General features: G+C 42.1%; 14 protein-coding genes and 1 tRNA gene. 14 read left to right on the top strand and 1 reads right to left on the bottom strand.

Annotated elements, in window-relative coordinates; genetic code table 11:
* The first annotated feature begins 136 nt into the window (after window positions 1-136).
* The 14 genes from ACGG90_RS11355 to ACGG90_RS11290 all read left to right on the top strand — a co-directional run bounded on the left by ACGG90_RS11355 (window position 137) and on the right by ACGG90_RS11290 (window position 10,760).
* Complete coding sequence (locus ACGG90_RS11355; protein WP_390409513.1) at window positions 137-616, top strand: hypothetical protein; 480 nt, start codon at window positions 137-139, stop codon at window positions 614-616.
* Window positions 617-757: 141 nt separating this feature from the next.
* Complete coding sequence (locus ACGG90_RS11350) at window positions 758-1,048, top strand: hypothetical protein (protein ID WP_390409511.1); 291 nt, start codon at window positions 758-760, stop codon at window positions 1,046-1,048.
* 28 nt (window positions 1,049-1,076) lie between these two features.
* Complete coding sequence (locus tag ACGG90_RS11345; protein ID WP_390409509.1) at window positions 1,077-1,484, top strand: hypothetical protein; 408 nt, start codon at window positions 1,077-1,079, stop codon at window positions 1,482-1,484.
* A 10-nt stretch (window positions 1,485-1,494) separates the two neighbouring features.
* Window positions 1,495-1,650 (top strand): hypothetical protein, encoded by a 156-nt coding sequence (locus ACGG90_RS11340; protein ID WP_390409507.1) that lies wholly within the window; start codon window positions 1,495-1,497, stop codon window positions 1,648-1,650.
* 78 nt (window positions 1,651-1,728) lie between these two features.
* Window positions 1,729-2,556 (top strand): bifunctional DNA primase/polymerase, encoded by an 828-nt coding sequence (locus ACGG90_RS11335; protein ID WP_390409506.1) that lies wholly within the window; start codon window positions 1,729-1,731, stop codon window positions 2,554-2,556.
* Window positions 2,553-4,133: a DNA primase family protein gene (locus ACGG90_RS11330; RefSeq protein ID WP_390409504.1), complete on the top strand. Its 1,581-nt coding sequence runs from the start codon at window positions 2,553-2,555 to the stop codon at window positions 4,131-4,133. Before ACGG90_RS11335 ends, ACGG90_RS11330 begins: the two co-directional genes overlap by 4 nt.
* 421 nt (window positions 4,134-4,554) lie before the next feature.
* Window positions 4,555-4,758, top strand: a complete 204-nt coding sequence (locus ACGG90_RS11325; RefSeq protein WP_390409502.1) for a hypothetical protein — start codon at window positions 4,555-4,557, stop codon at window positions 4,756-4,758.
* A 10-nt stretch (window positions 4,759-4,768) separates the two neighbouring features.
* Window positions 4,769-5,185, top strand: a complete 417-nt coding sequence (locus ACGG90_RS11320; protein WP_390409500.1) for an HNH endonuclease — start codon at window positions 4,769-4,771, stop codon at window positions 5,183-5,185.
* Between the two features lie 154 nt (window positions 5,186-5,339).
* Window positions 5,340-5,813: a phage terminase small subunit P27 family gene (locus tag ACGG90_RS11315; RefSeq protein WP_390409498.1), complete on the top strand. Its 474-nt coding sequence runs from the start codon at window positions 5,340-5,342 to the stop codon at window positions 5,811-5,813.
* Window positions 5,809-7,500 carry a terminase large subunit gene (locus ACGG90_RS11310; protein ID WP_390409517.1) on the top strand — a complete coding sequence of 564 codons (1,692 nt, stop codon included), beginning with the start codon at window positions 5,809-5,811 and terminating at the stop codon, window positions 7,498-7,500. The genes ACGG90_RS11315 and ACGG90_RS11310 overlap by 5 nt, the downstream gene beginning before the upstream one ends.
* Window positions 7,466-7,651, top strand: a complete 186-nt coding sequence (locus ACGG90_RS11305) for a hypothetical protein (RefSeq protein ID WP_390409496.1) — start codon at window positions 7,466-7,468, stop codon at window positions 7,649-7,651. Before ACGG90_RS11310 ends, ACGG90_RS11305 begins: the two co-directional genes overlap by 35 nt.
* Window positions 7,648-8,829: a phage portal protein gene (locus ACGG90_RS11300; protein ID WP_390409494.1), complete on the top strand. Its 1,182-nt coding sequence runs from the start codon at window positions 7,648-7,650 to the stop codon at window positions 8,827-8,829. Before ACGG90_RS11305 ends, ACGG90_RS11300 begins: the two co-directional genes overlap by 4 nt.
* Window positions 8,822-10,363 (top strand): phage major capsid protein, encoded by a 1,542-nt coding sequence (locus ACGG90_RS11295; RefSeq protein WP_390409492.1) that lies wholly within the window; start codon window positions 8,822-8,824, stop codon window positions 10,361-10,363. Before ACGG90_RS11300 ends, ACGG90_RS11295 begins: the two co-directional genes overlap by 8 nt.
* Before the next feature lie 100 nt (window positions 10,364-10,463).
* Window positions 10,464-10,760 (top strand): head-tail connector protein, encoded by a 297-nt coding sequence (locus ACGG90_RS11290; RefSeq protein ID WP_390409490.1) that lies wholly within the window; start codon window positions 10,464-10,466, stop codon window positions 10,758-10,760.
* An 805-nt stretch (window positions 10,761-11,565) separates the two neighbouring features.
* On the opposite strand, the gene ACGG90_RS11285 is transcribed toward ACGG90_RS11290, so the two are convergent.
* A tRNA-Gln gene (locus ACGG90_RS11285) sits at window positions 11,566-11,636 on the bottom strand.
* Window positions 11,637-11,862 lie beyond the last annotated feature (226 nt).

Genomic DNA, 11,862 nt, shown 5'->3' with positions numbered 1-11,862 from the left:
CGTCCAACTTGATACGAACAATCTCGGGTTGATCTTCGTCCATATAAATACCTCACCATTCTTATGATGAGGTCATGATACCGCTTGGCAATTGAGAGGGATAGGCGGTCTGTTATTAGGTGCTTACGAACAACGTATGAGCTTCAGCAAGGACTATATCACCAAGCTTTATATGGGTTGCCTACGTAGTTGCTACGATGATTACCAGCTCACACAGAAGACCCCAGTGCTGACTTCCTTCTATAAGAAGATGCAGCGTGCAACATTCAAGATGCTAGAGAATTTCCACCCTTCAGCCTTGAATAGTTCCAATCACGAAATGAAGGAAATTTCATGGTTCGACGACAAACCCAAGAAGATGACTTTTGATGATTTGTTTGAATTAGCGCAAGAGTCCATGAGAACAATGGTAGCAACGTCATTTACAATGATGTGCCCATTCCAGCGCGTGAAGCATTCGCGTGATGATCTTTATCAAATTTACGCCGAATGCCTGTATTCATGCTTTGAGGATTATCGCCGTGACAAATATCATGAATCATTCGTTGATCTGTTCTTTAACCGGATGGCAAACGTCACACTGCCATGGATCATAGATTTTAATGGAATGCCGTAATTCAGCTTGTCGCGTTTCACGACAAGCCTTATATGACAACAAATAGAAAAGAGAAATGTACAAATGACACAGCTAAATAGAATTAGATTCCGATACGTCTTAAGTTTCGGACATTCACAGTCAGTGGAACAGCCTAATGGTATGTATAAATCTGAATTCGTGAAAGATTTCAGTAGACATGCAGCATTGTATACGGTGACTGATAGAACGCTTCAGGTTCTGACCGGTGTTGATACCACCAAAGACATTGTGTTTGCTGTCACGCGTCAATATCATGACCAGCTCACACCGTTTCTTGATACGTCTGATTTACAGGTACAGCTTTCATCTGATCCCAAATCTCATTACAGCGTGACACAGGTTTCATATGCTGATGATTCAGAGCTGCAAGGCGTTCACTTGATTGCAATTCGTAAGGTTGAAAGTAACTAAAGACAAGCCCACAGGAGGACTAATAATAATGAAAATCAAATATCCAGAAATCGTTGAAGATTGCTACAAGAAGTTCAATGCCATTGGGATCAAAGCAACACGTGAAGAAATGTACCAGCATATGGTTACAGCCAACTTAATTGACAAGAATTGCCAGCCTACTCAGTGGGCGTTAGATCAAGGCTATTTTGATTCTTTTAGCATGGATGAGAACGGCGAAGTTAAAGCCGAAAATCTTGCAGCCTACAAACGTATGAATCCAATTTATGCGGAGTTCGATGCGAGTCATTTCACGCATACGGCTGAAGGCTGGGCAGTTGATTATTATGTGGTCTCAACTCTTTCCAAACGCGTTTTAGCTGATCCAGAGAGCACACCAGATCAGGTTGAACTTGCTAAAGACTTGTTGGCAAACGCCGCGAAGTATGGATATTGAGGGGATTAAAATGAGCATTTTATTATGGATCATGAGTCATCAACTCACCCTTATCGCCTTGTTCGTCACCTTCTTTGGCGGCGTGCTTTATGGCGAATGGTGTGAGTTTAGCAACAACGACAAAAAAGACCAACAGCGCGGGCACGCTGAAGGCCTGAAAGATTGATAGCTAGAGTATCTATGTATTTGACTCTATTCTATCCATCTTTTGTAGATTTATCAAGAAAGTGGATGAAATTAACGAATGAAAAGTTTGTATGAAACGGCGTTAGAAATTCAAAAGAATCATATCAAGGTGATTCCGTTTAATGGTAACCGCCCAGCTATCACAGCACCAAAGGATAACGCAACGCTGGATAATAATCTTGCTCACCAGTGGTGGGCAACTGAACACTACAATAGCATTGGTGTGTTGCTTGAGGGTACCGGCATTCTCATGCTGGATATTGATGTTAATCATGCCAGTGGTGCAGATGGTACAACAACTCTGAAGAATTTAGCCAAGGACAATAGCGCGGGCACGTTAGACACCTATTGGGAAAAGTCTCCAAGTGGTGGGCTGCACTTGTTTTACAGCTATGATCCTAAGCTGAAACTCACTGAAGCTACAAATTTGTTTGCGGAACGTGGTAAAGATGGAAAGATAATCCCCTCTGGTATCGACTATAATGCTGTTTTCGTGCCAGTAGCGCCAAGCCGGTATCGTGGCGGACAATGTGAACCCTGCGAAAATAAAACGTGGGCAGACATTAAGCCAGCGCCTCAGTGGTTACTGGATGAGATTCAGCCCAAGCCGGAACAGATATTTGTGCGTGGTTTTGGAAACACGGTTCGTATGACTGGCGTAGATGGCAAATTGTTAAACAGGATTGTTGCCGGTATTGACCAAGGTGGACGCAATGTGTGGGCAACTAGTATCGTTGGTTCTTTGTATCGTGCTGGTGCTACTCCAGAAACCGTCATGAGCTTGATGCTGCTGATTAATGAAAACTATATTCGACCATCATTAAGCACAAAAGAATTGGGTGGAATTATCCGTTCTATTACGGCAAAAGAGGTGGCACGCCAATGAGTGATCTTGCTAAAAAAATGCATGAATTAGAGACCTACGTTGGTTTTCCTGCCCAACAATACGCCAATAATTTGAAACAACAACTAACACCGGTCAACGTCTACACCTATCCAGCACCAATGGATAAAACACCAGCAGCAGTTGCAAAATATAACGAAGAACTGGCAAAAATCACGCCAAGTTGGTTAGATTTTCACTTCAATACTGAAAAAGGCAAGGATAATGAAAAGTATACCGTGCATCGAATTGTGAAATTCAATACTGTTGTGTATGCCAAGACTTTTCTTGATAAAACTCCTATTGCAGTGTTTCCAGCGTTGATGAATGGCGCAATTTATCAATCCGATTTAGGAACGTGGCGCACGCTTGGAAAAGGTGAATTCAGATTAATAGTGGAAAGCTATACACATCATGAAATTGAAAAATGGGGATTGTATAGTCCTAAGGATGTTTCTGCCGTAAGGCGTTATATTGAGCTGGAAACATTCAATGATAAATTCAGGAACAATTCTCCATTCGACCAAAACAAACGGCCTGAGCTAGTTGCTTTTGCGAACGGCACGTATAATATACTCACGGGCAAGATGGAGAAAAGCAAAGCTGAAAATTATATGCTTAATACCCATGATTATTCTGTTGATCCAAAAGAAAATGAGTGTCCTGAGACTGAAAAATGGTTGAATGCAATGATGGGTGATGCGTATATCACGCTTGAGCAATTTGTTGGATATATGCTGTACCGTTCACACGTTCCCTTCCAAGAGTTTTTATGGCTATATGGTGACGGTGGCGAGGGCAAGAGCACAGTTATTCGGCGTATAACCAATGTGATTCAAGAGGAGAATATTTCACATGTTAAACCCGAAATCTTGGCTGATAGCAACCGCCGCTTTGAAATTTCCAATTTGTACGGTAAAGAAGCTAATATTATGGCTGATGTTGGTAAAGCCAAGTTAAAAGATACGGATATTATTAAGTCTGTGACTGGTGGTGATGGATTAGAAGCTGAATTCAAGGGCTTGCAACACTTCACATTCACCAACTATGCAAAGCTTCTGTTCAGTTCAAACACCATGCCAACGTTTACTGATCATAGTCGCGGATTTGCTGACCGTGTAATGGTAATCAAGCTTATTAATGGTGATGCACGTGATGATCCCAGTTTTTGGGATGACTTTGATTTTAAAGCAATTGATGATGAACGTTCACAGTTTGCAATGAAGTGTATGCAAGAGTTTGCCAAAGCACTTACAGCTAGGAGATTCACCAAGCCTGATAGTGTCATCCAAGCAAGTCGTGAATGGATTCAAGCCAATGACCATCTAGCCGAATTCGTTAATGAGTATTACAAAGTTACACCAAATGGTGACCGTGGGGAGTCTGCCAAGACGTTTTTTGATGAGTTTAAATCGTACTGCATATCAAACGGCTATGACGATAAACCAACTCAACCAAAACTCAAGTTACAACTAGAAAAGATGGGGGTAACACGGAAAAAATGCCATATGGGTTTTGGTGATGACCATAATAATATGTCCAGATACTTAGGATTGAAACAAGTAGAATCATTTGATTAAACAATGCGTTCCAGTAAGTTGGAACAGTGTTCCGGTCAATATTTAAATATTGGAACGGCCTAAACGCCCTAGCCACAACGGTTAGAGCGTTTTTGTTCCAGTGTTCCAGTATTTTTCTTAGTTTTGAAAAAAATGATGATTATTGAATACCATGTTCACTATGATCCTGTGTGGTGAATACCTACATAAAAAACTGAGAAAAGTAAATAGAATCAGCTTTTTACTGGAACGTTGGAACACCCCTAGAGCCACAGGGGATACAGCCGTTATTTTCTGGAACAGTGTTCCAATACCTTTTGGAACAAACTAGAACATATGCGTCTTATGTTACAAATTGTTACAGTTTCTAAAAACATGGCCTTTTTTGTTGAGTTACGCACCTTAGTATATAGAGGCATAAATTTGAAAGGAGGTAATCCATATGAATAGATCTAAATCAACTGCCGATAAGGTATTGACTGAATCCAAGAGGCTTGCACATGAAGATGATGTGACACCTGAAGCTGAGATTAACGCACGTATCTTAATGGTTCTGAATGATATGCTGCTCAACACTAAAGCAACCATGGACATGATGGCTGAAGAACACAAGTCGTATTCAAGCTGCCAAAAGAATCAGAAGTGAGATGGTATGAATGGCAAAACCTAAACACTTATGCGCTCATGCCGGTTGCAGAACATTGATCGACTATGATCTGAGGTTCTGTGACAAGCACAAACAACAACGCCTCACAAAGACTGAAGGACACGCTAGATACTTAGAACATAAGCATGATGGCGGTAAGTTCTTTCAATTCTATCGTTCCAAGCCATGGCGAAAGCTATCATATTCTTACCGGTTAGACCATCCATGTTGTGAATGGTGTCTAAAGCAAGGAAAGATTATTCCTGTGGATGTGGTAGACCATATCACGCCTATTAGAGTTGACTGGGATAAGCGGCTAGACGATGACAACTTACAATCGTTGTGCCATGCCTGCCACGTGCTAAAGACACAGGATGATATTAAAAAGTATCATTTAACACCACTAAAAGAAGACCCCTCAAAGTAATATGGGGCCGTAGTTAATTATTTGTAGATACACAGCCCACTCTAGAGAACGAAAAATACCGTTAATTTTAGTTTTTTTGTCGTGTATCGGTGTATTTACGAATATAGTAGCACTAATTAAATAAAATTTGAAGAAAGGATGTGGATCACTAGATATGGCAAATAGATATAAGAATCCAGACGACTTAAAGAGCCACATGAGCAAGAACGAAAAAGCTGCCCGTGAAGATGCTCAAAAAGCAATGAATCAATATACGCCACTGAATGCCCCTGTGCCCTCATGGCTGGACGATACAGCGACTTTAGAGTGGCAGCGTATAATTCCACTAATGAGCGAAAATCTGCCACTAAGCGCCTTAGATTTGCAATCTGTGGCAAGCTATTGCATGGCCGTTAGCAAGATTCAGGCTGCACAAGCTGAGATTAACAAGCATGGCCTCATGGTTCAAACAACCACAGGCGGCATGAAACCTAATCCAGCTATCAGAGTTCAAAATGATGCAACAGCGCAAATGCAAAAGTTTTCCAGAGATTTAGGTCTGACCCCTTACGCCCGTTTGAATTTCAATGTTAAGGGCAATGGTAAGACTGTTGATGATCCTTTTGCTGAGTTGATGAATGATGATTAATTGGGCAACTGAATATACAAACAAAGTCTTATCTGGTGAGATCATTGCCGGTGAGAAAATTAAACAAGCTGCACGCCGTTATCAGCGTGATCTAAAGGATAGTCAATCAGATGACTACCTTTTTTATTTTGATGTGAAAAAGGCCAACAGGGCTATTCAGTTTTGTGAGTTAATGCCTGCCCGTGATGGATCAAAGATGAAACTGGAATTATCCCAGAAGTGGATTGTCAGTGAGTTGTTTGGCTGGCGGATGAAAGACACGGGAAACCGCCGTTATGACCGTGCATATATCAGTATGAGCCGCAAGAACGGCAAGTCATTTCTAATGAGTGATCTGGGCGCGATTTATCTATTGATGGAGAACAAGCCTGCTATGAATCGTGAAGTGATTTTCACCGCTAATAGCAGCCAACAAGCTCACCTAGCTTTTGACATGCTGGCGAGTGGCTTGCGTCAAGTGAGCCGTGTATCACCGTCAATCAGAGAACGGCTTAAAATCAACCGTGACGCGATTCGTGATCTGGATTCCAATAGCATTGCTGAGCCGCTTGCTTCTGATCTGCATTCATTAGATGGATACGCCTCAGACCTTGCGATTATTGACGAATTTGCGTTAGCCCGTTCTGCGGATATATTGAAGACTCTGAAATCAGGCCAGATCAACAGCGATAATTCATTGCTGGCGGTTATCAGCACGACTGGTACTAATCTTAACGGCCCAATGAAAGCCGAATATGATTTTGTGTCTGGTGTCTTAAATGGCAAGGCGGAAGCGCCTAGATACTTTATTGCGGTGTGGGAACAGGATTCTGAGGATGAAGTTTATCAACCTGAAACATGGATCAAGAGTAATCCCTTGCTGTCTAACAGTGAGCGGGCAAAGACAATGATTCCAAGCCTGCAAGAAGATGTTGATGATGCCAGTAAAAAAGGCGATATGAACATGCTGTTGGTCAAGAACTTTAACATGTGGCACGCTGCCAGCAAAGATAGCTATATCAAAGCTGAAGACTGGCAGAAAGCTACTGTGTTAACCCCTGATACCACCGGCAGTGACGTGTATATCGGATTAGATCTGTCTAAGTCATCTGACTTAACGGCTATTAGCTGGCTGATTCCGCAGGATTATGGACTATATGCCGGTAGCCATTCATTTGTTGCCAGCAAGTATGGCTTAGATGAAAAGATTCGCAATGATGGGTTTGATTATCGTGCTGGTGAACGCCGTGGTGAATGTTCTATCACTAAGCTAGATAGCGGCATTATTGATTATGATGAGGTACTTCATTACCTGTTGAATATGATCAACGCCAATGACTGGCATGTGAAAGCTATTTGCTATGATCCGTGGTCAATGGGGTATCTTATTCCAGAGCTTGAAAAACGTGATATGCCGCTTGTTGAAGTCAAGCAATGGCAACGATTCTTAGGCATTCCCACGGTTCAATTCAGAGATGAACTGTACAACGGGAAAATCAAACATGCTGATAACAAGTTGTTGGCCTATGCCGTCAACAACGCGATTATTCGCTACGATAGCAACAACAACCCGATTATTGATAAGACAAAGAACAGCAACAAGATTGACCCTGTTGCCGCCTTGATGACTGCATACACTCAGGCAATGGATCAAAATACAAATGAGGCGAATAATGAGTATTATCAAAGCGAAAATTTTGGCTTTTAATGTTCAAACATACCTGCTATTACTTGGGTTAATCCTTGTTGTAGCGGGTATTTTTGGGCTTGCGGGCCTTTTCGTTGGTTTGATTGCATCCGGTGTGGTGTTAATCATTCTGGCGTTAATTGTGAACAAAAATGAAGGTGATAAGAAGTGAGTTTTCTAACGAATGATGCGCCGCCACGGGAAGACAATTCAGAGCCGTTCCTTGATGCTGTTATCAGCATGACAAGCAATGACTCAGGTGGCTACGTTGGTGTGAGCGCCCTGCGCAATTCCGATATTATGGCTGCCGTGAAGATCATTGCTGGTGATCTGGCGGCAAACCCGATTGAATACAGCGATAAGCATATCGCTACCATGTTAAACAAAAATCCCAATGATTTTATGACCGCTTATGCGTTTAAGTTTAGTCTGGCAGCAAACATGTTGTTGAATGGTAACAGCTTTGCACGTATCGAACGCAACAATAGCGGTCAGGTGACTGGCCTCAAGCTAATCCCGAATAGCTGCATGGTGGTTGCATATGATGATGACGGCGAAGCGCCTGAGTATACGTATACGCCAACAGATGGCAAGGCCCAGAAGTTGAATCCTATGGATGTACTGCATTTCAAGGCTTTCACCCAAGATGGTTATAAAGGCATTAGCCCACTATTTTCATTGCGTGATGAATTAGCCATTCAAAAGACTGGTAACAAGCTTATTCGTGGCTTTTTCCAAAGCGGCGTACAAGGTACAGGCATTCTAAAGATTAACAAGTCTAACCTTGATGTTAAGGCACGGGAAGCCATTCGGGACAAGTTTCAAGCTGCCAACAGCGGCGATAACGCATTACAAACAATCGTTCTTGATGAAGACACTGATTACTCAACACTTCAGGTCAATACAGACGTTGTGAAATACGCCAATAGCTCTGACTGGACAACTAGACAGGTTGCTAAGGCTTTTGGCCTGCCACCTGAACGACTTGGCGTTGAGAATGAGCACAGTAATCAATCTCAAAGTAACGTGGCATACCTGCAACAAACATTAACGCAATACTTTGCAGCCTTCAGCTCAGAATTGGATATGAAACTTAGTACAGGTGACAACCGGTTCAGTTTTAATACTGACCGGCTTTTTAGTGCTGATCCAGAATCCATGTTGAAGCTTGCTGCTGAAGGTTTGCAAGGCGGTATTTATACCACTAATGAAGCCCGTGAAAAATTAGGCTTACCGCCTGTTGATGGTGGTAACGAAGTCATGGAGTCATTGAACTACACGCCACTAAGTAATTTAGCAAATTATCAAAATAATCACACAACAAAAGGAAATGAGGTAAATAATGGCTGATACACAAGAAAAGCGGCTAAATACAAATGCTAATCTAACCGTTAATGAAACCAAGCCAGAAGACGATACCCAGCAGGATCAGGCTGCAAAACACCTATCAGGCTACGCAGTTGTTTTCAACTCACCTAGCAAAGATCTAGGTGGATTCAAAGAGGTTATCGCCCCTGATGCGTTTAATGGCGTTGATCTGTCAGACGTATATTTGGTAAACAACCACGATATGAGTCAAGTCTTAGCAAGCACTAAGGCCGGTACGTTGAAGTTAGATGTTGACGAAAAAGGATTACACTTTGAAGCTGATTTAACTGAAACCACCACAGCGGATGACGTATACAAGAATGTTGAAGCTGGCAATTTGTCAGCAATGAGCTTCAGCTTTATTTCTGCTGAAGACGGTGACGAATTTTCCAAGGATGATGACGGTCAGGTGATTCGCACGATTAAAGCCGTGAAATCATTGTTCGACGTTTCAACGGTGGCAATTCCCGCATATGACGATACTAATGTTGCTGTTGCTAAGCGGAGCTATACCGCATGGCTGGCAGCACAACAAGAAAAGCAAATTTCTGAAGACACTGAAAAGAAAGAAGATAATGATTTGAAAAAAACTATTGATGCAGCACAAACTGAAACCCGTTCCTATGAAGATTATATTCGCTCACATGGCGAACAACGTGATGGTGTGACAACTACAACCGCTGGTGTTGTGGTACCAACTCAAGTTATCAATGATGTGATGGACTTAAAGCACGCTGAATATGATCTAGCTCAATATGTGACCGTGAAGCAAGTTGGTACGCCAGTGGGCACATACCCCATTGCTTTGACGAATGAAAGCACGTTAGCCACTAAAGAAGAAGCTGCTGAAATTGGTGATATTGACGCCAGCTTATTCAAGGGTGTTGATTACAAGGTTGCAACCCGTGCTGGCAAGATCTTTTTGACTAATGAAATCGTAGAAGATTCTGAAGTTGATATTGTTGCTGAAATCAAGGCGCAATTGAAGAAGCTTGTACGCAACACGAATAATGCAGAAATCGTTAAGTTGTTCACGGCTGATGATTCTAAGTTTGCCAAGGTTCAAGCGTCTACTTTGGATGATTTGAAGCACGTGTTTAATGTTGACTTAGATCCAGCGTTAGCTCTGTCAGTCATCACTAATCAAGATGGTTACAACTACTTAGATACTCTGAAAGATTCTGAAGGCCGTTATCTCTTGCAACCTAGTGTCACTGCGCCAACTGGTAAGCAATTATTTGGCGCTCAAGTGATTGTTGTATCTAATAAGTTGTTGGCAACCCCAGCTAGTGGCGCATTCCCGTTAGTTATCGGTGATCTGGCACAGTCTGTATTTGTTGCCCAGAAGAACGAAGTTGAAACTAATTGGCAAGTGTTTGACAATTACAGCCAAGGTCTGGCCGTTGTGATCCGCAATGACTTTGAAGTGATTGACGACAAGGCCGCCGAATATGTGGAAATTGCCCCAGCAGCGGCTACTGCTACTGGTCAAACCACAGACCCAAAAGCGGCGTAACACCTGAAGCAGACGTAGCACAAGCTGATAAGGCTGTGTTATCTGCTTAGGTGATAGGCACGGGCGAGTAATCGCCCATACATAGAAGGGAGATGGTCAAATGGCTGTAACTGCTGATCTGATCATAAAAAGCCTCAATCTAGAAGAAGATTCAGAGGCTGACACCGTATTATTAGGTACCTATATTCCTGCTGCTGAAGAATTTGTAAAAGATGCAGTTGATAGCACTGCTGAGGTGGCTGATTTTGCTGCATACAAACAGTTTGATATGGCCGTAGCCCTATTAGTCGAATTCTGGTATATGACCCGTGGTGACGTTCAGAACGCGGATAAGGGCACACCGTATCAAGTTGTTAGCATGATCCAGCAACTGCGCGGAATCGTCGCCACTAAATAAATTACAGAATAAATATCATTTTCTTTTGTCACACAAGTTCTTTATGCCTATAAAGTAACTGTAAGAAATGAATAATGTGTGTTTCCTCCTGAATTTGGTTCCTGTGTGTATTGTTTTCATTATTACCTTCTGCCGCTGGTTATTCCAGCGGTTACATAGGGGTGTGACTTTCATCCATTCTTTTTTCACACATCCCGATTGTGGGGCCTTCATCCAGCCCTTGAGATTTTTACTCAAACTTTTCAATTGTCGCGCACTCCATTTAAGCGTGCGCGATTACATATCATGGATATGCCAAGCTGCGTTATTGAGACGTGGCTTGTTACATAAGGTTATGTGTGATTCGTTCACTTGGTTTTCACCATCCTTGTGTACTTGTTTGGTTCAATGGGTTCCAATGATCCTTGGGCTGAACGAAATTCCTTTGCATTTTTAATTGAGTGTTGTGTGTCGTGGAAAAGGCACACAACATTACATAGCTGGTAGATATTTGAGGCAAGTATCTGCTGCATACATAAAATTGTGATTTTAAGCGGTCTGACTAGTAGTTATATATTGGTCAGGCCGCTTTTTCGTGTATATAGCGTTATTCGATGTTGTCAGACTGGATTCTGAGGCGAGTTCAGAGCTTATGATGAATAGTTATTAGTCTTATGCAGCTCAGAACGCCTAATCATCAGGAATCAAAAGTCTGTTAGAGGGTCTCCTTATTTTTAAGGAGACCTCCAAAATGTTTGTTTTTGGGGAACATGAGAACAAACAGAACCATCAAAAAAAGCCGCCAACAGGCGACTTCTAAAAGCTCTTGGGTATCTAGGGATCGAACCTAGGATTATGGATTCAGAGTCCATTGCGTTACCACTTCGCTAATACCCATTAACAAAAGCATGTAACCATTATATGAAAAGTACGTCACTCTGTCAATTATCAGAATGAACTCAAAAAAATAATTTCCCCAGCGTCAAGGAAATCAAAATATCAAACTCATCACGATTTGCGAAAAGTTGATAATCTCCTTAATTTTGAGGAAATCACCGCCTGCCTAGCAGTTTAATGTATGTGGATCATGTGGAGCCATGTGGGAATCGTGTGGGAATTAATA

It is taken from the genome of Lacticaseibacillus jixiensis (assembly GCF_042847315.1).
Lineage (GTDB): Bacteria > Bacillota > Bacilli > Lactobacillales > Lactobacillaceae > Lacticaseibacillus > Lacticaseibacillus jixiensis.
This window is presented reverse-complemented; position numbering and strand designations above follow the sequence as displayed.

Excerpts from the sequence above, each read along its gene's own strand:
- ACGG90_RS11350 (WP_390409511.1), top strand. The coding sequence starts at position 758 with ATGTATAAATCTGAATTCGTGAAAGATTTCAGTAGACATGCAGCATTG.
- ACGG90_RS11320 (WP_390409500.1), top strand. The coding sequence starts at position 4,769 with ATGGCAAAACCTAAACACTTATGCGCTCATGCCGGTTGCAGAACATTG.
- ACGG90_RS11305 (WP_390409496.1), top strand. The coding sequence starts at position 7,466 with ATGAGTATTATCAAAGCGAAAATTTTGGCTTTTAATGTTCAAACATAC.
- ACGG90_RS11315 (WP_390409498.1), top strand. The coding sequence starts at position 5,340 with ATGGCAAATAGATATAAGAATCCAGACGACTTAAAGAGCCACATGAGC.
- ACGG90_RS11290 (WP_390409490.1), top strand. The coding sequence starts at position 10,464 with ATGGCTGTAACTGCTGATCTGATCATAAAAAGCCTCAATCTAGAAGAA.
- ACGG90_RS11345 (WP_390409509.1), top strand. The coding sequence starts at position 1,077 with ATGAAAATCAAATATCCAGAAATCGTTGAAGATTGCTACAAGAAGTTC.
- ACGG90_RS11295 (WP_390409492.1), top strand. The coding sequence starts at position 8,822 with ATGGCTGATACACAAGAAAAGCGGCTAAATACAAATGCTAATCTAACC.
- ACGG90_RS11330 (WP_390409504.1), top strand. The coding sequence starts at position 2,553 with ATGAGTGATCTTGCTAAAAAAATGCATGAATTAGAGACCTACGTTGGT.
- ACGG90_RS11325 (WP_390409502.1), top strand. The coding sequence starts at position 4,555 with ATGAATAGATCTAAATCAACTGCCGATAAGGTATTGACTGAATCCAAG.
- ACGG90_RS11340 (WP_390409507.1), top strand. The coding sequence starts at position 1,495 with ATGAGCATTTTATTATGGATCATGAGTCATCAACTCACCCTTATCGCC.
- ACGG90_RS11335 (WP_390409506.1), top strand. The coding sequence starts at position 1,729 with ATGAAAAGTTTGTATGAAACGGCGTTAGAAATTCAAAAGAATCATATC.
- ACGG90_RS11355 (WP_390409513.1), top strand. The coding sequence starts at position 137 with ATGAGCTTCAGCAAGGACTATATCACCAAGCTTTATATGGGTTGCCTA.